Source organism: Streptomyces musisoli (genome assembly GCF_016741855.1).
Classification (GTDB): Bacteria; Actinomycetota; Actinomycetes; order Streptomycetales; family Streptomycetaceae; genus Streptomyces; species Streptomyces musisoli.
On sequence record NZ_JAERRH010000014.1, the window covers coordinates 119,812 to 141,504 of the forward strand.

Consider the following 21,693-nt stretch of genomic DNA (forward strand, 5'->3'; position numbering starts at 1 on the left):
TGTTTGGCGCAACCTTTCGAAAGCAACTACCGTTGTGCAGCAGGGAGACCATCGAGAGGGGCCGCCGTGACCACCACCGCAGACAGTGCCACCATCACCGCCCAGGACCGCTCCCAGGGACGAGTCGAGCCGGTACACGCGATGAACGAAGCCACGAACACCGAGGGGCACAAGCGCTCCCTGCCGGGCCGACCTCCAGGCATCAGGGCGGACAGCTCCGGACTCACCGACCGGCAACGTCGGGTGATCGAGGTCATCAGGGACTCCGTACAGCGGCGCGGTTACCCGCCGTCGATGCGGGAGATCGGGCAGGCCGTCGGCCTCTCCAGCACGTCGTCCGTCGCCCACCAGCTGATGGCGCTGGAGCGCAAGGGCTTCCTGCGCCGGGACCCCCACCGCCCGCGCGCGTACGAGGTGCGCGGATCGGACCAGGCCGTCACCGTGCAGCCCACGGACACCGCCGGCAAGCCTGCCGCGTCGTACGTCCCGCTCGTCGGCCGTATCGCCGCCGGTGGCCCGATCCTCGCGGAGGAGTCGGTAGAGGATGTCTTTCCTCTCCCCCGCCAGCTCGTCGGTGACGGCGAACTGTTCGTCCTGAAGGTCGTCGGCGATTCCATGATCGAGGCCGCGATCTGTGACGGCGACTGGGTCACCGTGCGCCGGCAGCCGGTCGCCGAGAACGGCGACATCGTGGCCGCCATGCTCGACGGCGAAGCCACCGTCAAGCGCTTCAAACGCGAGGACGGCCATGTGTGGCTCCTCCCCCACAACGCGGCCTACGAGCCCATCCCCGGCGACGACGCGACCATCCTGGGCAAGGTCGTCGCTGTGCTGCGGCGCGTGTGACGGCTGCGGCGGGCGAGTCGGCGGACTCGCTCCCTGACCGGGCCCCGGAACCCCTGCGCCGGTTCCGGGGCCCTGCGTATGCCCGGCGTGGCCGTAGGGGCGGTTCCCCTCGGGGGCCTGACCTACACGGTCAGGCCCCGGTTCACTTCGCCTCCGCCCGCTGCGCCGCCGTGTCGATCGCCGCGAGCGACTTGCGCACCTGGTTGCGGTCCGTGGTGTACCAGAAGTCCGGAAGCGACGCCTTGAGGTAGCTGCCGTAGCGGGCGGTGGCCAGCCGCTGGTCCAGTACGGCGACCACACCGCGGTCACCGGATGCCCGGACGAGCCGGCCGGCGCCCTGGGCCATCAGCAGGGCGGCGTGGGTGGCGGCCACCGCCATGAAGCCGTTGCCGCCGGCGTCCTCCACCGCCTTCTGGCGGGCGCTCATCAGCGGGTCGTCGGGACGCGGGAACGGGATCTTGTCCATGACGACCAGCTGGCAGCTGGGGCCCGGGACGTCGACGCCCTGCCACAGCGACAGCGTGCCGAAGAGACACGTCTTCGGGTCGGCCGCGAAGTTCTTGATCAGTTCGCCGAGCGTCTCCTCCCCCTGGAGCAGGATCGGGAACTCGGGGATCCGGGAGCGCAGCTCCTCCGCGGCGAGCTGTGCGGCCCGCATGGACGAGAAGAGTCCGAGCGTGCGCCCGCCGGCCGCCTGGATCAGCCCGGTCAGCTCGTCCAGCATGTCGGCCCGCTCACCGTCACGCGCGGGGCGCGCCAGATGCTTGGCGACGTAGAGGATGCCCTGCTTGGGGTAGTCGAACGGCGAGCCGACGTCGACACCCTTCCAGTGCGGCAGGTCCTCGCCCTCCACACCTTCCGGACCCAGCCCCAGGGAGGCGCCGACGCCGTTGAAGTCGCCGCCCAGCTTGAGCGTGGCCGAGGTGAGGACGACGGACCGGTCGGCGAAGAGCTTCTCCCTGAGCAGGCCGGAGACCGACATGGGGGCGACCCGCAGGGACGCGCCGAAACGGTCGTGCCGCTCATACCAGACGACGTCCCACTCCGAGCCGTTCAGCACCCGCTCCGCCACGTCGTGCACCGTCTCCACCGAGGCCAGTGCCTGCTTGCGGACCGCGTCCTCGTCCTGCACCGACTTGTCGCGCGTCGCACCGATCGCGGAGATGACCGTGCGGGCGGCGTCCCGCAGCGCCATCAGGGCGTAGCCGAGGTCTTCCGGGATCTCCTCCAGGCGGCCGGGCAGGGCGAGTTCCATCAGCCGCTCGAAGCCCTCGGCGGCGGTCTGGAGCTGGTCGGCGGCCTTCTCGTTGACGAGCTTGGCGGCGCGGCGCACGGCGCGGTTCACCTGGCCGGGCGTGAGTTCGCCGGTGGCGACGCCGGTGACGCGGGAGACGAGTTCGTGCGCCTCGTCCACGATCAGCACCTCGTGCTGCGGCAGCACGGGGGCACCCTCGATGGCGTCGATGGCCAGCAGGGCGTGGTTCGTGACCACCACCTCGGCGAGCTTGGCCCGCTCACGGGCCATCTCCGCGAAGCACTCGGCTCCGTACGCACACTTCGACGCGCCCAGGCACTCCCGCGACGACACCGACACCTGGGCCCAGGCGCGGTCCGAGACGCCCGGGGTGAGATCGTCCCGGTCGCCGCTCTCGGTCTCGTCCGCCCAGTCCCGCAGCCTCAGCAGGTCCTGGCCCAGCTTGCTGGTGGGTGCGGCGGCCTCGAACTGATCGAAGAGCCCGTCCTCCTCGTCCTGCGGCATGCCCTCGTGCAGGCGGTGCAGGCACAGATAGTTCGACCGGCCCTTGAGCATCGCGAACTCCGGGCGGCGACGCAGCAGCGGGTGCAGGGCGTCGACCGTGCGCGGCAGGTCCCGCTCCACCAGCTGGCGCTGAAGGGCGAGTGTGGCCGTCGCGACGACCACCCTTTCTCCGTGCGCGAGCGCGGGCACGAGATAGCCCAGCGACTTACCGGTGCCGGTGCCGGCCTGGACCAGCAGGTGGGATCCGTCGTCGATCGCCTCGGCGACCGATTCGGCCATGGTCACCTGGCCAGGGCGCTCCGTGCCGCCGACGGCGGAAACGGCGGCATGCAGGAGTTCGGGGAGGGAGGGCTTCGTCATAGCCTGACCACCCTACGGCCCTGCACTGACAAACGGGGGGTCACAGCGGGAGTGGGGGGCGGGATCACTGCCGGGCTCCTGGGGGTGGTGGGCTGGGGCTGGTGGTGGGGACGCGGCCGGGCCGGCGCGCCTGCGGCCGGGCCGGCGTGAGACAGCTGTCCGGCCGGTGTGGGACGGCTGTCCGGCCGGTGTGGGACAGCTGTCCGGGCCGGTGGGAGCCGGCCGTGCCAGGCCGCTCCTGAGGCCTGCGTCCGAGCGGCGGAAGGCCTGTGTTCCGCCGCCCTTGAACGCCGGCGTCCGAGCGATGCCGAACTCCTGTGTCCGGCCGTCCCCGGCCGCCTGTGTCCGTACGGCGCCGGGGCTCCTCGTCGGGCCGCCCTCACGTCGGCGTCCGGACGGCGCGGGGCGCCGGCCGAAAATTTCCTTCCGGCGCGGGAACATTGGGGGACCGCCGCTCGTATCTCATGGTGAGCGGCCGATTACGGGACGCTACATCACATCGCGCAGGACTCGGTCCCGGATCATGAGGGCGGCCCGTTTGCCGGGCAGCTCGATCTCGGCCGCGAACCGAAACCCTGCGCTCAGGAACGCGGCAACGGAGGGGGTGTTACGAAGATCGGGCTCCGCCACCACACGTGCGCAGGCGGGGCGCCGGTCGAGGATCAGGTCGGCCACGGCTCGGAGCAGGGCGGATCCCAGTCCGCGCCCCCGGTCGACGGCCGCACCGACGAGGAGATGGATGCCGGTGTCGTGGGGCCGGGCCGGGTAGCGGCGGGCCAGCGGGTCCAGGTCGGCACGGTAGATCTCCCAGTAGCTCATCGGGATGCCGTCGAGCACGCCGAGACACGGGGCGCAGTGCCCGTCGCCGTGGAGTTGGGCGCGCAGATGGGCCTCCGTCCGGTCCGGGGACCCGGCCAGTTCCCAGAAGTCCGAGACGGCGGGGTCGTTCATCCAGCGGTGGACGAGCGGCAGGTCCTGATCGATGCGCACGGGCACGAGCTGGAAGGCGCCGGCGGGGGTCGCGACCGGGCCCCACGCGGCGAGTCGGCCGAGGAGCCCGGCCGCCTCCCCGGCGCGTAGGGCTACGAACTCGGCCGTCAGGTGCAGGTCCAGCGTGTCCTCGCTGTCCGGGTCGTCGTCCTCGACGGTGAACCGGCCGAACGGAGAGTTCCGGGGACCAGTGGTGTCCGCTCGGGGGCCGGTGCTGCCCGGATGGGCGGGTGCGGGGCCGGTGCCGGCGGTCGCGTCGGTGGGAGGCACGGTGCGCTCCTCTCAGGAGACGAGGTGGGTCATGTTCCTCGATGTGCGGGAAGGCGGTGCGGCTCGCGGTCGGAGGGGCGGGAGGCGGTGCGGCTCGCGGAGGGTGCGGTCCGCACGGGTGGTGCGCGGAGGCAAGCCGCTCAGAGATGAAGGGGGTTGGCGATGGTGACGTAGACGGACTGGGTGTCGACCGGTCCGACGAGTTCGTCGAGGCCGTGCAGCCGGGTCAGCAGGTTGGCCTTGCAGCGCAGTACGGGTGAGTGCAGGAGGCGGGCGGGCAGGGAGGTGCGCAGTGGGGCGGGGCCTGACGCGAGAGTGGTCAGGAAGCGGCGGAAGGCCGCGAGGAGCAGTCGCTCGTCGGCCAGGCGCTGGGAGCCGAAGGCGCCGATCAGGCCGAAGACGTTGTTGACGGCGAGGTAGTAGGCGAAGCGTTCGTCGGTGACCTCGTCCGAGACGAAGGTGTCGCTGCGCTCGCCGATGCCGGGCAGCCGGGCGTCCAGTTCGGCTCGCCTCGATTCGCGGAAGTAGTAGCCCTGGTTGTCCCGGTAGCGGCCACCGGCCGGCCAGCCGTCGCCGTCCAGGAGGAGCAGCGTGTTCTGCTGGTGGGCTTCGAGGGCGATGCCGGCCTCGCTGTCCAGCCAGAGGACGGGGCGGACGACATGCTCCAGGTAACGCAGGAACCACTCCGCCGCGACGGCGCCGACGGGCCGGCCGGTGCGTGCGGACAGGCGTGCCAGGAGCTGGGCCAGCCGGGACCTCATCGGCCAAGCGGCGGGCCGAGGAGTGGCGTCGGCCGGAGGAGCGGCGAGGGGGCGGGGTGAGACGAGTCCGGCGACGCAGGCGACGTCGTCGGCCGGGTTGAACGGCTGGTGCCGGATCATCACGTCGAGCCCCGGCACGGGCCGGCCGTCCGGGCCGTCGACGGCGAGCCAGGCGGGATCGCGGACGATGCCGAAGCCGGGGTGGGCGGTCTGCCACTGCTCGGCGAGTCCGGTGCGCAGCAGCCGGTGCACCTCGACTCCGCGGTGGAGTTCCTTGCGCAGGTTCTCGCGGCGGGAGTTGGTGATGCGCAGGGCCAGCGAGAGCTTGAGCATCGCGGGCGCACCGGGTCGGTGGACGGTCCGGACGGAGGAGGTGGGGTGCCAGGGAGTGCCGAGGGGGCCGAGGTCACGCAGGAGCCCGGAGTCGAGCAGTGCGGCGACGGATGCTCGGTGCCGTACCTCGCGTGCCTGCCAGGGGTGCAGCGGAAGCGCGGTGTAGCCGTCGGGCAGTGGCAGGTCGGCTCCGGCGAGACGCCGGATCAACTGGTCGGCGGGCACGGGGCGGCCGCCCTCGGTCCAGGCCGAGTCGGCCGCGAGGAGAGAGGGGGCGACAGCGAACCAGTGCAGGGGAAAGGAGCCGCGCAACTCCGGTGAGTACCGGTCGGCTTCGGCCTCGGTGAGGCCCTCCCGGCTCTTCGGCGCCGGATGCAGCGGGTGCCCGAGGAGGAGGGCCTGTTCGGCACTGAGGAAGAGATCGGGGGTGTCGGCGGGGTGTTCGCGCCGGTGCCGGATGAAGTCCGCGGTGCGGCGGACGGAGTCGGACACCTTGGCGACGAGATCGCCGGGGTCGCCGAGGCCGCCGCTGAGGCCGGGGCCGGTGGCGATGCCGGGGCCGGTGGCGATGCCCGGGCGAGGGACGGGGCCATCACCGGAGCGAGATCGCCCGGTCCCGCCGCCGACGCCGGGGCGGGGGACGGTGCCATCGCCGGGGCGAGGGACGGTCAAGCCGCCGGGACGAGGGCCGGCCAGGCCACCGGGGACGGGGCCCGTGCCGTCACCGCAGCCGGGGCGCGTGCCGTCGTCGGCGTCGGGTGCGGTGCTGGTCGGAACGCGCGGGGTGTCGGGCGGCGCGTCGGCTGATTCCCTGATGAGCAGGGCCGCGAGGGTGACGGCGTCGACGGGGGGCGCGGTGTCGGAAGCGTAGGCGAGGCACGGGGGGCCGAAGCGGTGCCAGCCCGTCGCGGACCAGTACCGGACCGGTGCGATCAGCGCGGTGCCGCTGGCGGGCAGTGGGATGCGGAGAAGGGCGGCCGTGGGAGCGGTGAGGCCGGTCTCGCGGGCCCAGCACCGCAGGAGGTTCTCCACGGCGGCGGCCTGGGCCGCGGCGCGGGGATCGGCGTCCTCCAGCGGGTCGGCGCCGGGTGCCGTCCGTCGGGTCAGGCCCGGCTCCCGCTTCTTCTGCTGGGGGACCGCGTCGGTGAGCGGTACGGCTGAGGGTGGGGTGCCGGAGTCTCCCTGGTCGTCGGAGGCGCCGGAGCGGCCGTCGGGGGTGGGAGTGGCGTTCATGACGGCTCCTCTGGGGCTGGAGAGAGGTGGCGGGGGCTCGATTCCGTCGTCCGCTCGGTCGTCCTCACCCGGTGGCCGTGGAGGACGGGGCACCGGCGCGGCCGGGTGGATGGGAGAGCGAGTCGTCTACGAGAGGGCTGTGAGGTTGTGGCCGGTGGTCGATGCCGGGGGTGGATGGCTGGGGCGCGGAGTGGGGAGGGGGCGGGTTGACTGCCGGAAGGGCGGATGGGGAGGAGGGCGGGGAAACGTTGGAAGTGGCCGAGTGAGCAGAGGACGGGGTGACGGCCGGGGAGGGGCCGAGTGGGGAGAGGACGGGGTGACGGCGGAAAGGGGCGGCGTGCGGAAGGAACGGGTGACGGCCCGGAAGGGGCCTGGCGAAGCCGGGGGCCGGGTGGGCGCGCGGTGGTCAGTCCGCGCGCTGGTCGGGGCGGGGGTGTCGTTGCTGGTGTGGGTCGTGGGGCTTGTGGTGGCGAGCCGCCGCCGCGACCGCGTCGGTCAGGCGATCGAGTACCGCCGTGGCCTGTTCGTCGCTGATCGTCAGCGGCGGAAGCAGCCGGACCACGGAGGCGTGCCGGCCGCCGAGTTCGACGATCAGGCCGCGCTGGAGACATTCGCGCTGCACCGCGGCGGCGAGTTCGGGCGCGGCCGGGTACGGAGCGCGGCCGGATGCCGTCCGGATCAGCGCGGCACCAGCGCCATCGGGGCCACCGAGGCGACCGGAGCCGCCGAGCCGGCCATAGCCACCGGTGCTGCCAAGCCCGCCAGCGCCTCCATAGCCACCGGAACTCCCAAGCCCGCCAGAGCCGCCGGTGCCTCCAAAACCACCGGAACCGCCAGCGCCGCCGGCGTCTCTGTGGACGCCGAGGTCGTCAGAGATGCCGAGGCCCCCGGGGACGCCTAGGTCACCGGGGATGCCGAGGCCACCGGGAACGCCGAGACCGCCGGAGACGCCGAGGTCACCGGGATCCTCGGCCAGGAGGCTCTCGCCGGAGGCGGCTCCGTCGGCTTCCGGGTTCACCAGTTCGATCCCGATCATCAGCCCGCGTCCTCGTACGTCTCCCACGCAGGCGTACGCGCCGCTGAGTTCCGCGAGTTGGGACAGCATGCGGGAGCCGAGGGCGGCGGCTCGTTCGGCGAGGCCGTTCTCACGGACGTAGGCGAGGGTGGCGGTGCCCGCTGCCATGGCGAGCTGGTTGCCGCGGAAGGTGCCGGCGTGCGCGCCGGGTTGCCAGGTGTCGAGGTCGTCGCGGTAGACGATCACGGCCAGTGGGAGGCTGCCGCCGATGGCCTTGGACAGGACCATGACGTCGGGGGTGATGCCGCTGTGGCCGACGGCCCAGAAGGCGCCCGTGCGGCCGACTCCGGTCTGGACCTCGTCGGCGATCAGCGGTACGGAGCGGTCCGCCGTGAGCCGTCGCACACGGCGCAGCCAGTCGTCGGGCGCAGGGATCACTCCGCCCTCGCCCTGAACGGGCTCGATGATCAGGCCGGCCGGCTTGGGTACGCCCGACTTGGGGTCGTCGAGGAGGGACTCGGTCCAGCGGGCGGAGAGTTCGGCGCCGGCCGGGCCGCCGATGCCGAAGGGGCAGCGGTAGTCCTGCGGGTAGGGCAGCCGGGCGACCTGCACGTCGCGGGCACCTCCGGAGGCGGCCAGGGCGCCGGCGGTCATGCCGTGGTAGGCGCCGGTGAAGGCGAGGATGCCGGTGCGGCCGGTCGCGGCCCGGACCAGCTTCAGGGCGGCCTCGACGGCGTCGGTGCCGGCCGGTCCGCAGAACTGGACGCGGGCACGGCCGGCGAGGCCCGGCGGGAGGGTGCGGAACAGCTCCGTGATGAAGGCGTCCTTGACCGGGGTCGCGAGGTCGAGGACGGAGAGGGGGGCACCGGAGTCGAGGACCCGGCGGATGGCCTCCAGCACGACCGGGTGGTTGTGGCCGAGGGCGAGGGTGCCGGCGCCGGAGAGGCAGTCCAGGTAGCGGCGGCCGTCGGCGCCCTCGATGGTGAGCCCTCGTGCCCGCACCGGGACGATGGGCAGTGCGCGGGCGTAGGTACGCGCCGAGGACTCTCGCGCCGACTGGCGCCTCAGGATGCCCTCGTGCACGGCCGGCGCTTCCCCGGACGTGCCTCCAGCCATCGACTCCGTAACGGCCACGGCGCGCTGTCCCTCCCGCTGCTCGAAGGCGAGTTGCTCCTCGGGGACCGGACACAGGCAGCCGGTCCCCACGGGCTACAACCGCGGACCGTTCGGGCGGTTACGGGGTCGCCTCGAGATCCTTGGCCGGACGGCGTGGGTGACGCCTCACGTCGCCGTCCGCACGGCGGGGGCGGCCACGTCCGTCATGGAGCCCGGGGGCCGGGTGGCCGGTTCCACGGCGACGTCGCCTTCCACGGTCTGCCGGTCGCCACCCGTCCGCGACGGCACCCGTCGCACCGGCCCGCGCGCCGTCCGGGCGGGTCTCGGCCGGCTGACCGCACGGCAGATCCCCGTTTCCGTCGTCCTGTTCAGGCAGCCTGTGACGGAACCGTTGCCGTCCCGGCAGAACTCCCGTGCGACGACCGCATAGTGTGTGATGCCGTTCCCAGAAGGTCGTGGGACCGGCATGAACCCTCCCTGAGTTCACCGCCGGTGTCGCGGCCGAAGTGCCGAGTTCCTTTCACAGCAGGGGAGTCAAGAACATGCGATCCATACGGCCGTCGTTCACCGCTCGGCGAGGGAGGGGCGGTCGCCGCACCTCGACCTCGCTGACGGCGGTCGCCCTTGTCTCGGCACTGGCGCTGACCGCCACCGCCTGCGACGGCAACGGTGACGACAACGCCAACGGCAGCGCGAGCGCCACCGCGACCGCGGCGGGCACCGGCGACGGAAAGATCACGATCCCGGACGACCTCAAGCGGAGGCTCAAGGAGCACGGGATCGACATCGACAAGTGGAAGAACGGCGCCTGGAAGAACTGGAACAAGGAGGACTGGCTGCGCGAGGCCAACGACTTCGTCAACCCGATCATCAAGGGCCTGTGGGACCCCGACCGGATGCGCGACGCCGACGACCCGGACCAGGGTGTCGACGACAACGACATCTCCGGTGACCAGGGCGTGACGGACCCCACGCCGCAGCCGGTGAAGGCGCAGACGGCCACGCCGCCGTACCACACCAGCGCGGCCACCTCGGGCAAGCTGCTGTTCGACTCGCCCGAGGGCACCATGGTGTGCTCGGCGACGGTGGTGCAGGACCCGGCGCACCCGGGCAAGTCCAACCTCGTGTGGACGGCCGGTCACTGTGTGCACGCGGGCAAGAAGGGCGGCTGGTACCGCAACCTCGCCTTCGTTCCGTCGTACAACAACCAGGGCAAGTCGGCGGCCGAGCTGGAGAACGCCAGCCGGTCCGAGATCGCCCCGTACGGCGTGTGGTGGGCCGACGCGGCCAAGACCTCACAGCAGTGGATCAACCAGGGCGGTCAGACGGGCGGCGACGGTGCCTCGTACGACTTCGCCGTCATCCATGTGACGCCGGAGCAGGGCAGCGGCGGCAAGTCGCTGGAGGAGACGGTCGGCGGGGCGCTCCCGGTGAACTTCGACGCGCCGGCCGTGCCGAAGGTGCAGAGCATCACCGCGTCCGGCTACCCGGCGGCGGCGCCGTACGACGGTCAGCTGCTGTACCAGTGCAAGGACAAGCCGGGCCGGCTCTCCATCGAGGAGGCCGACCCGACGATGTACCGGATCGGCTGCACGATGACCGGTGGTTCCTCCGGCGGCGGCTGGGTGGAGACGGGCGCGGACGGCAAGCCCACGCTGGTGTCCAACACGTCCATCGGCCCGGTGAGCGCGGGCTGGCTGGCCGGTCCCCGGCTGGGTGACGTCGCCAAGGGCGTGTACGACTCGGTGAGCAAGCAGTTCGCCGGGCAGTGAGCGTGCCGAAGGCCCGCCACCCGTGCAGGGTGGCGGGCCTTCGTGCTGCCGTGGGTCAGGTTGCGGAGACCGGTGCGTAGGGCGCCAGGTCCGCCGCCAGTTCCTCGTGCACCCGGACCTTGAGCAGGGTGCCCTCCGCGGTGTGCTCCTCGGAGATCACCTCGCCCTCGGTGTGGGCGCGGGCGACGAGCTTGCCGTGCGTGTAGGGCACGAGCGCGTCGACCTCGACCGAGGGGCGGGGCAGCTCGTCGTCGATCAGGGCGAGCAGCTGCTCCATCCCCAGGCCGGTGCGGGCCGAGACGGCGATCGAGCGCTTCTCGATCCGGAGCAGCCGCTGGAGGACCAGGGGGTCGGCCGCGTCCGCCTTGTTGATCACGACGATCTCGGGCACGTCGGTGGCGCCGACGTCCCGGATCACTTCGCGTACGGCGGCGAGCTGCTCCTCCGGGGTCGGGTGGGAGCCGTCCACCACGTGCAGGATGAGGTCGGAGTCGCCGACCTCCTCCATGGTGGAGCGGAACGCCTCGACCAGGTGGTGCGGCAGGTGCCGGACGAAGCCGACGGTGTCCGCCAGCGTGTACAGCCGGCCGCTCGGGGTCTCCGCCCGGCGGACGGTCGGGTCCAGGGTCGCGAACAGGGCGTTCTCGACCAGGACGCCGGCGCCCGTGAGGCGGTTGAGCAGCGAGGACTTTCCGGCGTTGGTGTAGCCCGCGATGGCGACGGACGGCACCTTGTTGCGCCGGCGCTCCTGGCGCTTGATCTCACGGCCGGTCTTCATGTCCGCGATCTCGCGGCGCATCTTGGCCATCTTCTCGCGGATCCGGCGCCGGTCCGTCTCGATCTTGGTCTCACCGGGGCCACGCGTGGCGAGACCGCCGCGACCGCCACCCATCTGCCGGGACAGCGACTGACCCCAGCCTCGCAGCCTCGGCAGCATGTACTGCATCTGCGCGAGCGCGACCTGTGCCTTGCCCTCTCGGGACTTGGCGTGCTGGGCGAAGATGTCCAGGATCAGGGCCGTACGGTCGATGACCTTGACCTTGACGACGTCTTCCAGCTGGATCAGCTGGCCCGGGCTCAGCTCGCCGTCGCAGATGACGGTGTCGGCGCCCGTTTCGAGGACGATGTCGCGCAGCTCCAGGGCCTTGCCGGAGCCGATGTAGGTGGCCGCGTCGGGCTTGTCACGGCGCTGGATGACGCCGTCGAGCACGAGCGCGCCCGCGGTCTCCGCCAGGGCGGCCAGCTCCGCGAGGGAGTTGTCGGCGTCCTGCGCGGTGCCGGTGGTCCACACCCCGACGAGCACGACCCGCTCCAGGCGGAGCTGGCGGTACTCGACCTCGGTGACGTCCTCCAGCTCGGTGGAGAGGCCGGCGACGCGGCGCAGGGCCGCGCGCTCGGAGCGGTCGAACTGCTCGCCGTCCCGCTCGCCGTCGATCTGCTGGCTCCAGGCGACGTCCTCTTCCATCAGGGCATCGGCCCGAAGACCTTCGGGGTAGGCGTGCGCGAGGCGCTTGGTGTCCTGGGAAGGGGAAGAAGAGGAGGTCATTGGATCCTTACGTCGATGAGAATGCCGTTACGGCGTCGGTGCGGCGGCCCACCTTGACCGCTCGCCTTGTCCAACGCACGAGTACCCCGGGAGATTCCCGCGCCCCGTGCCCGCGCCGACCTGTAGATGGTCGCACGGCACGGCACGTCTCGTCACCGGGTTATCGCCGGGTGTGGGGCGTGGCCGCCCTGGCCGTCGCCGCGGGCTTCCAGTCGGGGTGGCCGGGCATCGGGGGGGTCTTCTCGCCGTACAGCCAGGGCTCGAGGAAGCCGCCGAGGTCGCGGCCCGCGACGGTCGAGGCCAGCCGGACGAAGTCGGCGGTGGTGGCCGTGGCGTCGCGGTTCTCCCGGACCCAGATCCGCTCCAGCCGCTCGAAGGCCGGCCGGCCGATCTCCTGCCGCAGGGCGTAGAGCACGAGGGCGGCGCCGTCGTAGATGTTGGGCCGGAAGATGTCGATCTTCTGTCCGGGGGCCGGCGGCTTGGGCCGGGCGGGCGGGCCGCCGGCCTCGCGCCAGCGGTCGGAGGCGCCGTAGGCGGCCTTCATCCGCGCTTCCATGGGCCGCTTCGCGGTCTCCTCGGCGTACAGCGCCTCGTACCAGGTGGCATGCCCCTCGTTCAGCCAGACGTCGGACCAGCTGCGCGGGGTGACGCTGTCGCCGAACCACTGGTGGGACAGCTCGTGCACCATGATCGACTCGATGTACCACGTGGGGTAGGCCGGCTCGGTGAACAGCCGCTTCTCGAAGAGCGAGAGGGTCTGCGTCTCCAGTTCGAAGCCCGTGGACGCCTGTGCCATGAGCACGCCGTAGGTCTCGAAGGGGTACCGGCCGACCTTCTTCTCCATCCAGGCGAGCTGGTCGGGGGTCTTCGCGAGCCACGGTTCGAGGGCCTTGCGGTCGGCGGCGGGCACGACGTCGCGCAGGGGCAGCCCGTGCGGTCCCTCGCGGCGCGCCACGGCGGAGCGGCCGATGGACACCTGGGCGAGTTCGGTGGCCATGGGGTGCCGGGTGCGGTAGGTCCAGGTGGTGGTGCGGCCGATCCGCTCGGCTCCCGCGGACAGGCCGTTGGCGACGGCCGTGTAGCCGTTCGGCACGCTGACCCGGAAGGTGAACATCGCCTTGTCGGAGGGGTGGTCGTTGCACGGGAAGACCAGGTGGGCGGCGTCGGCCTGGTTCGCCATGGCGAGGCCGTCCGTGGTACGCACCCAGCCGCCCTGCTGGTCCTTGCCGGGAACGGGGTCGCTGGTGTGCCGCACCGTGATCCGGGTCCAGTCGCCCCGGTTCAGGGGGTGCTCGGGGGTGACGACCAGGTCCTCGCCGGCGCGGGCGAAGCCGGCGGGACGGCCGTCGACCTCGACCGAGCGCACGGTGCCGTGGCCGAAGTCGAGGTTGAGGCGCTCAAGGCGGGCGGTGGTCCAGGCGTCGATGGTGGTGACGGCCTCGAGCGGCTTGTCGTTGGCGCCGGGGTAGGTGAGGGAGAGGTCGTACGAGGCGACGTCGTACCCCGGGTTGCCCAGGTACGGGTAGAGCCGGTCGCCGACGCCGAGCGGTTCGGCCGGGGCCGCGGCGGCGACGAGGCAGACGCAGACGGCGGAGGCGAGCAGGGCCGCCTTGCGGTGCCGGGAGATCCGGAAGCGGATCCGGCGCCGGCCGAACTCGGGCCACGGCCGGTGCTCGGAGGCGTCGGGCCGGTGCTCGGAGGCGTCGGGCCGGTGGTCGGAGGCGTCGGGCCGGTGCTGGGAGGCGTCGGGCCGGGTTTGTTCCCGGATGGTGTCGGGGCGGTGCTGGGGAGTGTCGGGCCTGGTTCGTTGGCGGGAGGTCTCGGGCCGGGGCCTGGGGCGAGGGTGGGGGGTGAGCACCATGCACCACCGCTACCAGGGCGTACGCGCCCCACGGCGGCGACGCGCGCCCGGTCCACCCGATCGGGTAGGCCGGACGCCGTCGTCAGGAGGCCGGTGCCGGACGCCGTCGTCAGGAGGCCGGTGCCTGGTGCTGGGCCCTGCTCACGTCGTACACCCCTGGTACGTCCCGCATGGCCCGCATCAGGGCCGGGAGGCGGGCCGCGTCGGGGATCTGGAGGGTGTAGGTGTGGCGCACCCGCTGCTGGCTGGGCGGTTCGACGGTGGCGGAGACGATCTCGACTCCCTCCAGGGCGATCGCCTCGGTGAGGTCGGCGAGCAGATGGGGGCGGCCGAACGATTCAGCGACCAGGGTGACCCGGCATTCGGCGGTCTCCCCCCAGCGGACGCCGATCTCCGCGCGCCCCCTGCTCTTCATGTGCGCCACCGCGGCGCACTCCGCGCGGTGCACGGTCACCACTCCCCCACGCACCGCGAAGCCGGTGATCTCGTCCGGCGGTACAGGGGTGCAGCACCCGGCGAGCCGCACGGCGGCGCCCGGCGGGTCCACGAGGACGTCGGCGCGCCGGGGGCGGGGGGCGGGGGCGCCGTCCGCGGGGCGGGCGACGGGTGAGCCCGGGGTGGCGCCGGGGCGGGCGGCCGAGCCGGTCGCGGGTCGGGCCGTGGCGGCCTTCCCGGCCGAGACCGTGCGGGCGGCGGCATCGGACTCGCCGGGTGCGGTGCGGCTGCCGCCGGGCTCGGCCGTGTCGGTGCCGTCGTCCGGGTCGGTGCCGGCGCCGGGGTGTGTCGCCAGCCAGCGCTGGATGGCGATGCGGGCGGCCGGCGTGTGGGCGTGCTCCAGCCATTCGCGGGAGGGCTCGGAGGCCGGGTCCTGGCCCATCAGGAGCTGCACCGTGTCGCCGTCGCGCAGGACCGTGCTGAGGGTGGCCAGTCGGCCGTTGACGCGGGCGCCGATGCAGGCGTGCGCGTCCTCGCCGTACTGCGCGTACGCGGCGTCCACGCACGTGGCGCCCTCGGGCAGACCGAGGGCGCCGCCGTCGGGCCGGAAGACGGTGATCTCTCGGTCCTGGGCGAGGTCCTCGCGCAGGGTGGACCAGAAGGTGTCGGGGTCGGGGGCGGCCTGCTGCCAGTCGAGGAGGCGGGAGAGCCAGCCGGGGCGGGTGGGGTCGGCGCGCTCGCCGTCTGCGGGGGCGTCGGCGTTCTCGGGGCCGGGCGCGGCGGCGCCGGCCGGGGAGGTGCCGGACGCGAGGGTGTCGGAGGCGGGCGCGTACGGGTTGCCCAGGGCCACGACACCGGCCTCGGCGACCTTGTGCATCTGGTGGGTGCGGATGAGGACTTCGACGACTTGGCCGTCGGGGCGGGCGACGGCGGTGTGCAGGGACTGGTAGAGGTTGAACTTCGGTACGGCGATGAAGTCCTTGAACTCGGAGACCACCGGCGTCATGCAGGTGTGCAGTTCGCCGAGGACGGCGTAACAGTCCGCGTCCTCGTTCACCAGCACCAGCAGGCGGCCGAAGTCGGTGCCGCGCAGCCGGCCGCGCTTGCGGGCCACACGGTGGACGGAGACGAAGTGCCGTGGCCGGATGAGGACTTCGGCCGGGATGTCGGCCTCGCGCAGCACACCGCGCATCTCGTCGGCGACCTCGGCGAGCGGGTCGCCGGGGCGGGCGGCGTTCTCAGCGATGAGCCCGCGGGTGTGTGCGTACTCCTCGGGGTGGAGGATGGCGAAGACCAGGTCCTCCAGTTCCGTCTTGAGGGCCTGTACGCCGAGGCGTTCGGCGAGCGGGATGAGGACGTCCCGGGTGACCTTGGCGATCCGCGCCTGTTTCTCGGGGCGCATCACGCCGAGGGTGCGCATGTTGTGCAGGCGGTCGGCGAGTTTGATCGACATCACGCGCACGTCGTTGCCGGTGGCGACGAGCATCTTGCGGAAGGTCTCCGGCTCGGCGGCGGCTCCGTAGTCGACCTTCTCGAGTTTCGTGACGCCGTCGACCAGATAACGAACCTCCTCGCCGAACTGTTCCCGCACCTGATCCAGCGTCACCTCGGTGTCCTCGACGGTGTCGTGCAGCAGAGAGGCCGTCAAGGTCGTGGTCTCGGCGCCGAGTTCGGCGAGGATCAGGGTCACGGCGAGCGGGTGCGTGATGTACGGCTCGCCGCTCTTGCGCATCTGGCCGCGGTGCGAGGACTCCGCCAGGACGTAGGCGCGGCGCAGGGGTTCGAGGTCGGCGTCGGGGTGGTGCGCGCGGTGCGCCTCCACTACGTGGCTGATGGCGTCGGGCAGTTTGTGGCGGCCGGCGGATCCGAGCAGCGCGGCGCGGCCGAGCCGGCGCAGGTCGATCCGGGGCCGGGACTTTCTGCGCGGCACCGCGGACGCTGTGAGCGCTTGTGGCGCTGTGGGCGCTACCGGGCCAGCCGTCGCAGGATTCGTGGCCTCCGCACTCATGGGCACCTCCGGCTCGTGGACCGGCGGACGGAGCCCCATGGCACACGCGGCTCAGGGTTGGCGACGTTCCCCCGTCCGTGCCGGTGCTTGATGCTATCGAGCCCACCGCGCGCGACCGACCGCCTCTGGCCGAGCGTGAAACGGATCACCCCTTCGAGCGACGAAATCGAGGTTTAGAGTCTGCGTCAGGTGCCCCGTACTCGCCCGCGGTTTCGAACCGCTCCGGCGCCAGGGACCGCGGAGGCGGACGGGCCGGGAGGACGGGGCCGGCGGGCCGCAGCCGACGACCGGGGGCCGGGCGGCCCGAGCCGGCGGACCGGGAGGCCGTAGCCGACGGACCGGGGCCCGAGCCGTCGGCGGTCGTGCCCCGCGGGGGTCGTGGCCCCGGCGGATCAGCCGAGCGACTGGGCCAGCCAGTCGGCGTCGATCTCGCCCTCGGCGACGATCACGGCCGGGCCGGTCATCTCGATCTCCCCGTCGGGCCGCTCTGTGATGACCAGGCGTCCGCCGGGCACGTCGACGGTGTACGTCGCCGGGGTGCCGGTGACGGCCGGGTCGGTGCCGTCCCGGCGGGCGGCGGCAACGGCGACGGCACACGCGCCCGTGCCGCACGACCGTGTCTCTCCGGAGCCGCGCTCGTGCACGCGCATGGCGACGTGGCGGGGGCCGCGGTCGACGACGAACTCGACGTTCACACCGTCCGGGTAGGCGGCCGCCGGGCTGACCGGCGGCGCGTCGTACAGGCTGCCGGCATGCGCCAGATCGGCCACGAAGGCCACCGCGTGCGGGTTGCCCATGTTCACGTTGCGCGCGGGCCAGCTGCGCTCGTCGACGGTCACCGTGACGTCCCCCTCGGGGAGGCGGGCGCGGCCCATGCCGACGGTGACGTCGCCGTTCTTCGCGATGTGGACGGTCCGCACACCCGCGCGCGTGGCGATGACGAGGTCACCTTCGGCCACATGTCCGGCGTGCTGGAGGTAGCGCGCGAACACACGCACACCGTTGCCGCACATCTCGGCGACGGAACCGTCGCCGTTGCGGTAGTCCATGAACCACTCGGCCTCGCCGGCCATCGTCCGGGCCTCAGGGTGCGCCGCGGACCGCACGACGTGCAGCACGCCGTCGCCGCCGATGCCCGCCCGGCGGTCGCACAGTGCGGCTACGGCGGCCGGGGAGAGGTCGAGGGCGTTCTCGGGGTCCGGGACGATCACGAAGTCGTTCTCGGTGCCGTGCCCCTTGAGGAAGGCGATCGGTGTGCTCATTCCTCGATCGTACGGGGTCGCTCCGGCGGGAGGCCGAGGCGCTGCGCCGAGGGGCCGCGTCGCTCCGGCGGGGGACGACGGGACGGAGTGGCCGATGAGAACGAATGGCCGACGGGAGGGAGTGGCCGGCGGGAAGCAGCGGCCGGTAGGAAGGAGTGGCCGGTGCGGGCGGTGAACCGGACCGGCCGTTGGGGGCGGCTGAGGGCGCGGTTCTGCGCGCCCCCGCTTCAGCGGAGCCTTGCCACTCGCCAGACGGCGAGGATCGCGATCACGACCACGAGGAGGACGTATCCGAGGACGACGCGCCAGTCGGGGCGGCGGCCCGAACCCCGTGGCGGCAGGCCCGGCCAGGTGTAGCCCACCCTGCGGGCGGCCATCATGCCCCAGCCGGCCGCGCAGGAGCAGATCAGCAGGCCGAGCATGGCGATGACGGCGCCGCTGTCACCGAAGTCGAAGGCGAGCGGGAAGGCGAACATCAGGGAGCCGACGGCGGCGAGACCGACGATGGGCGCGAGCTGCCAGATGCGCAGCCGGCGCTGCGGGCGCAGCTCGACCTCGACCTCCGGGCCGCTCGGGTACATCTCCTCGGGCGCCGGTCCGTCGGCGGTGACGCCGCCCGCGGTGTCGTCGGGCCCGTCGTCGGCCAGACGGTCCTCGGCCAGAGGGTCCCCGAGCAGAGGGCCTCCGGCCAGAGGGTCCCCGAGCAGAGGATCTTCGGCAAGGGAGTCGCCGAGCGGAGGATCTTCAGCCAGGGAGTCGCCGACCGGACGGTCTTCCGCCGGACGGTCCTCGGTCCGGCCGTCGCCCAGCAGACCGTCGCCCAGCGGACTGTCGTCCATCAGACCGTCATCGAGCAGGCCGTTCTCGTGCGGAACGTGCGCCTGCACACCGTTCGCCTGAAGGCCTTCGCGCACACCGTTCACCCGGGAACGGTCCTGGTCCGGGACGCCTTCGCTCCGGCCCGGATCGTCACCCTCGGTGGTGAGGTGTTCGGCGCTTCGTGCGGTGTCGCGAGGGCCGGCCTCCATCGCCACGCGCCCTCCCAACTTGGCTCCACTTGGTCGATCGAAGCTCGATGATGGCACGGCGTCGAAGGCCGCGATGACCCGCGGCGCATCCCGATGCCATGACGTGATCAGGCTGTGACCGGTCGTTCGACCAACGCCAGGGCCTGGTGCGGAAGTTCCCCGCGGTCCGCGACGGCCCCACTCAACCAGTGCACCCGGGGATCGCGCCTGAACCATGAATCCTGGCGGCGCGCGAAGCGCTTGGTGGCACGCACGGTCTCGGCCCGCGCTTCCGCTTCGGTGCACTCCCCGGCGAGGGCGGTAAGGACCTGCTGGTAGCCGAGCGCCCGGGAGGCCGTGCGCCCCTCGCGCAGGCCCTGCGCCTCCAGCGCGCGCACCTCGTCCACGAGGCCCGCCTCCCACATGCGGTCGACGCGCCGCGCGATGCGGTCGTCCAGTTCCGGACGGGCCACGTCGACGCCGATCTGAACGGTGTCGTAGACGGAGTCGTGGCCGGGCAGGTTCGCCGTGAAGGGCTGGCCGGTGATCTCGATCACCTCCAGCGCCCGGACGATACGGCGGCCGTTGCTCGGCAGGATCGCGCGGGCGGCGTCGGGGTCGGCGGCGGCCAGCCGGGCGTGCAGCGCGCCCGGGCCGCGCAGCGCCAGCTCCTCCTCCAGCCGGGCCCGGACCTCCGGGTCGGTGCCGGGGAACTCCAGGTTGTCGACGGCACCGCGGACGTACAGGCCCGAGCCGCCGACCAGGATCGGCCAGCGGCCCTCGGCGAGCAGCGCGTCGATCCTCGCGCGGGCCAGCTTCTGGTACTCGGCGACCGAGGCGGGGACCGTCACGTCCCAGATGTCCAGCAGGTGGTGCGGGACGCCGCCGCGCTCCTCGGGCGTCAGCTTGGCGGTTCCGATGTCCATCCCCTGGTACAGCTGCATGGAGTCGGCGTTGACGACCTCGCCGCCGAGCTGCTGGGCCAGGAAGACGCCGAGATCGGACTTTCCGGCCGCGGTGGGGCCGACGACGGCGATGACGCGGGGGGCGAGGGGTGCACTGCTCACCGCACCAGTCTCGCAAACCTCCGGGCGAGGTCTCGAACGAGTTACGTGACGGGGCGGTTCCCGCGTCGTTGCCCGTGGCGAGGTGCCGCCTGCCGGACTGCGCGGGGCGGTGACCCGGGCGGCGCAACCGTACGCACCGGGCGACGCGGGAATTCGCCCGCACGAGTACCGTATGGAGTGGATATGGGCGTGTTTGCACGGCTTCTCGGCAGGTCGAAGGTGACTCCGGAGGCCTCGGACGCGGCGGCGCCCGCCGGCCCGGAGCCGGCAGGAGCCGAGGCGGAACAGGCGGATCGGACGGAGTCGGCGGAGACGGGGGAGGCCGGGTCGGCGGAGGCTACGGAGGCGGTCGGGGACGGACACGAGGACGTGGCCGTGCGGTCGGACGCCGGTACGGACGACACGTCCGAGAGCACCGGGATCCCCCGGCAGCAGTCCGCCGGGGAGGCCGCCGACAGCGAGGCCGGCGAGGGCGCCCTCAGGTAATTGCCCGCGAGGGAAGGTGGACCATGGGTCTGATGGACAACGTGAAGGCCAAGCTGGGCCCGGCCAAGGACAAGGTGTCGGACCTCGCGCGGCAGCACGGGGACAAGGTCCAGCACGGGATCGACAAGGCCGCGAAGGCCGTCGACGAGCGGACCAAGCACAAGTACAGCGACAAGATCCAGACGAGCACGGGCAAGGCCAAGGAGGCGATGGACCGCCTCGCGCACAAGAGCGGCCCGGATGCGGCACCTCATGACCCGATGCCCCCGACCCGCCCGGAGGGACCGCCTCCGGCTTCGTGAGCGGGCGCCCTGTGCGGGGCGCCCGGGCGGCGGAGTCCGAGGGGTGCCCAGTGGTGCCCGAGGGGAGTCCGCGTGGCGGCACCCGAGGGGGACCCGGCGGCGGAGGCGGAATCCGTGAGGAACCCGGCGGCGGTGTCCCGGACGGCCCCCGTCGGCACAACGGTGAACGGCCGGGAGCGACACGGCTCCCGGCCGTCCGCCGTTTCCGCACGGGCATGAGGAACCGCGCGTAAGCGCGAGAGGGACCGGAGCCGCCGGCGGAGCAGCGACCATCCTGGGACCGACCAGCGCCCGCGCAGGCGGAGCAGTAGCCATCCCGGACCGGACAAGCGGCCGCGCAGACGTAGCGGCAGCCGCCCAGGACGGACGAGCACCGCACACGCGGAGCGGCGATCGCGCAGACGGAGCAGTGGCCGCACCCGAAGGTGCAGCCGCCGCGCGGCCGGGGTGCCGGCACGCGAGAGGTGTAGCGGTCGAGCGGTGGTGGCGGGGCGGGTCAGGACCAGGTCGCGACCAGGTAGCCCACGCCGTACGGTGCGTCCTCGTACAGCAGATTGCCGGTGAGGTTCGCGTTCTCGGCGGCCCCGGCCAGGATCTGCCAGGGCGCCCGGCCGGCGGCCTTCAGCTCGAGGGCGAGCCCGGGATCCAGCGCCCGCAGTGCCGCCACGTCCGCCGCGCCGAGCGCCCTCGCCACCTCCGCGTCGAAGGGCGCCGCCCGTTCGTCCAGGTAGCCCGGTGCCTTGAGCGTGCGACAGGCGCTGGCGTCGCCCATGACCAGCAGCGCCACCCGCCCGGCCCGGCCGGCCAGCTCACGCCCGGTGTCGGCGCACCGCTCCGGTTCCAGCGATTCCGCGACGCCGAGCCCCTCGATCGGGGCGTCGGCCCAACCGGTCCGCTCCAGCAGCCAGGCGCCGACGGCCAGCGAGGTGGGCAGCTCGCGCTCCGGGGCCGGGTGGGCGGTGGGTCCGAGGTGTACGCCGAGGTCGACGCCGAAGCCGCGGAAGGTACCCGGCGCGCCCTGCGGGAAGGTGCCGTGCCCGTCCTGCTCCGCCGCGCCGACGACCACCAGCAGGTCGGGGCGGGCGGCGGCGAGCAGGCCGAGCGCGTCCGAGCAGGCCGTGCGTGCGGCGTCCAGTTCAGGCGCGGCACCCGCGGCGACCTCGGGCACGAGCAGCGGCGGACAGGGGCAGACTGCGGCGGCGACAAGCATGATCGGCAGCGTAACCCGGCGAGCGGGCCGCGCGTCACTCCTGGATCGGCACGT

Annotated in this window: 15 protein-coding genes; 4 read left to right on the plus strand and 11 right to left on the minus strand. The window is 73.0% G+C overall.

Annotated elements, in window-relative coordinates; translation table 11 throughout:
• Positions 1–66 precede the first annotated feature (66 nt).
• Positions 67–846: a transcriptional repressor LexA gene (gene lexA / locus JK361_RS29565; RefSeq protein ID WP_201823838.1), complete on the plus strand. Its 780-nt coding sequence runs from the start codon at positions 67–69 to the stop codon at positions 844–846.
• A gap of 142 nt (positions 847–988) precedes the next feature.
• On the opposite strand, the gene JK361_RS29570 is transcribed toward lexA, so the two are convergent.
• From JK361_RS29570 to JK361_RS29585, 4 genes are all read right to left on the minus strand, one after another.
• Positions 989–2,965 (minus strand): ATP-dependent DNA helicase, encoded by a 1,977-nt coding sequence (locus JK361_RS29570; protein ID WP_201823840.1) that lies wholly within the window; start codon positions 2,963–2,965, stop codon positions 989–991.
• A gap of 489 nt (positions 2,966–3,454) precedes the next feature.
• Positions 3,455–4,225: a GNAT family N-acetyltransferase gene (locus tag JK361_RS29575; RefSeq protein ID WP_201823842.1), complete on the minus strand. Its 771-nt coding sequence runs from the start codon at positions 4,223–4,225 to the stop codon at positions 3,455–3,457.
• Between the two features lie 140 nt (positions 4,226–4,365).
• Positions 4,366–6,552: an IucA/IucC family protein gene (locus JK361_RS29580; RefSeq protein ID WP_201823844.1), complete on the minus strand. Its 2,187-nt coding sequence runs from the start codon at positions 6,550–6,552 to the stop codon at positions 4,366–4,368.
• A 406-nt stretch (positions 6,553–6,958) separates the two neighbouring features.
• Positions 6,959–8,683: a diaminobutyrate--2-oxoglutarate transaminase family protein gene (locus JK361_RS29585; protein ID WP_201823852.1), complete on the minus strand. Its 1,725-nt coding sequence runs from the start codon at positions 8,681–8,683 to the stop codon at positions 6,959–6,961.
• Positions 8,684–9,225: 542 nt separating this feature from the next.
• Between JK361_RS29585 and JK361_RS29590 the strand changes: the two genes are divergently transcribed.
• The gene (locus JK361_RS29590; protein ID WP_201823854.1) at positions 9,226–10,455 is read left to right on the plus strand and encodes a trypsin-like serine peptidase; all 1,230 of its coding nucleotides are present in this window, start codon (positions 9,226–9,228) and stop codon (positions 10,453–10,455) included.
• Positions 10,456–10,510: 55 nt separating this feature from the next.
• On the opposite strand, the gene hflX is transcribed toward JK361_RS29590, so the two are convergent.
• The 6 genes from hflX to miaA all read right to left on the minus strand — a co-directional run bounded on the left by hflX (position 10,511) and on the right by miaA (position 19,641).
• Positions 10,511–12,001, minus strand: a complete 1,491-nt coding sequence (gene hflX, locus JK361_RS29595; protein WP_201823861.1) for a GTPase HflX — start codon at positions 11,999–12,001, stop codon at positions 10,511–10,513.
• Positions 12,002–12,161: 160 nt separating this feature from the next.
• On the minus strand, positions 12,162–13,862 hold the full coding sequence (locus tag JK361_RS29600) for a M1 family metallopeptidase (protein WP_236053764.1): 1,701 nt from the start codon (positions 13,860–13,862) through the stop codon (positions 12,162–12,164).
• A gap of 109 nt (positions 13,863–13,971) precedes the next feature.
• On the minus strand, positions 13,972–16,305 hold the full coding sequence (locus tag JK361_RS29605) for a RelA/SpoT family protein (RefSeq protein WP_201823863.1): 2,334 nt from the start codon (positions 16,303–16,305) through the stop codon (positions 13,972–13,974).
• A gap of 392 nt (positions 16,306–16,697) precedes the next feature.
• Positions 16,698–17,567 (minus strand): diaminopimelate epimerase, encoded by an 870-nt coding sequence (gene dapF, locus JK361_RS29610; protein WP_201823865.1) that lies wholly within the window; start codon positions 17,565–17,567, stop codon positions 16,698–16,700.
• A gap of 227 nt (positions 17,568–17,794) precedes the next feature.
• A complete protein-coding gene (locus JK361_RS29615; RefSeq protein WP_236053789.1) occupies positions 17,795–18,259 on the minus strand; it encodes a hypothetical protein in 465 nt (154 codons plus the stop codon).
• A 443-nt stretch (positions 18,260–18,702) separates the two neighbouring features.
• On the minus strand, positions 18,703–19,641 hold the full coding sequence (gene miaA / locus JK361_RS29620) for a tRNA (adenosine(37)-N6)-dimethylallyltransferase MiaA (protein ID WP_201823867.1): 939 nt from the start codon (positions 19,639–19,641) through the stop codon (positions 18,703–18,705).
• 183 nt (positions 19,642–19,824) lie between these two features.
• Between miaA and JK361_RS29625 the strand changes: the two genes are divergently transcribed.
• Together JK361_RS29625 and JK361_RS29630 are read left to right on the plus strand one after the other, a co-directional pair.
• Positions 19,825–20,127: a hypothetical protein gene (locus JK361_RS29625; protein ID WP_201823868.1), complete on the plus strand. Its 303-nt coding sequence runs from the start codon at positions 19,825–19,827 to the stop codon at positions 20,125–20,127.
• 23 nt (positions 20,128–20,150) lie between these two features.
• The gene (locus JK361_RS29630; protein WP_201823870.1) at positions 20,151–20,429 is read left to right on the plus strand and encodes an antitoxin; all 279 of its coding nucleotides are present in this window, start codon (positions 20,151–20,153) and stop codon (positions 20,427–20,429) included.
• Between the two features lie 496 nt (positions 20,430–20,925).
• Here JK361_RS29630 and JK361_RS29635 read toward each other — a convergent pair whose 3' ends face one another.
• On the minus strand, positions 20,926–21,639 hold the full coding sequence (locus tag JK361_RS29635; RefSeq protein WP_201823872.1) for a class III extradiol dioxygenase subunit B-like domain-containing protein: 714 nt from the start codon (positions 21,637–21,639) through the stop codon (positions 20,926–20,928).
• Positions 21,640–21,693: the final 54 nt, after the last annotated feature.

Excerpts from the sequence above, each read along its gene's own strand:
- JK361_RS29570 (WP_201823840.1), bottom strand. The coding sequence starts at position 2,965 with ATGACGAAGCCCTCCCTCCCCGAACTCCTGCATGCCGCCGTTTCCGCC.
- hflX (WP_201823861.1), bottom strand. The coding sequence starts at position 12,001 with ATGACCTCCTCTTCTTCCCCTTCCCAGGACACCAAGCGCCTCGCGCAC.
- JK361_RS29580 (WP_201823844.1), bottom strand. The coding sequence starts at position 6,552 with ATGAACGCCACTCCCACCCCCGACGGCCGCTCCGGCGCCTCCGACGAC.
- JK361_RS29585 (WP_201823852.1), bottom strand. The coding sequence starts at position 8,683 with ATGGCTGGAGGCACGTCCGGGGAAGCGCCGGCCGTGCACGAGGGCATC.
- JK361_RS29630 (WP_201823870.1), top strand. The coding sequence starts at position 20,151 with ATGGGTCTGATGGACAACGTGAAGGCCAAGCTGGGCCCGGCCAAGGAC.
- JK361_RS29605 (WP_201823863.1), bottom strand. The coding sequence starts at position 16,305 with ATGAGTGCGGAGGCCACGAATCCTGCGACGGCTGGCCCGGTAGCGCCC.
- dapF (WP_201823865.1), bottom strand. The coding sequence starts at position 17,567 with ATGAGCACACCGATCGCCTTCCTCAAGGGGCACGGCACCGAGAACGAC.
- JK361_RS29600 (WP_236053764.1), bottom strand. The coding sequence starts at position 13,862 with ATGGTGCTCACCCCCCACCCTCGCCCCAGGCCCCGGCCCGAGACCTCC.
- JK361_RS29625 (WP_201823868.1), top strand. The coding sequence starts at position 19,825 with ATGGGCGTGTTTGCACGGCTTCTCGGCAGGTCGAAGGTGACTCCGGAG.
- JK361_RS29590 (WP_201823854.1), top strand. The coding sequence starts at position 9,226 with ATGCGATCCATACGGCCGTCGTTCACCGCTCGGCGAGGGAGGGGCGGT.
- JK361_RS29635 (WP_201823872.1), bottom strand. The coding sequence starts at position 21,639 with ATGCTTGTCGCCGCCGCAGTCTGCCCCTGTCCGCCGCTGCTCGTGCCC.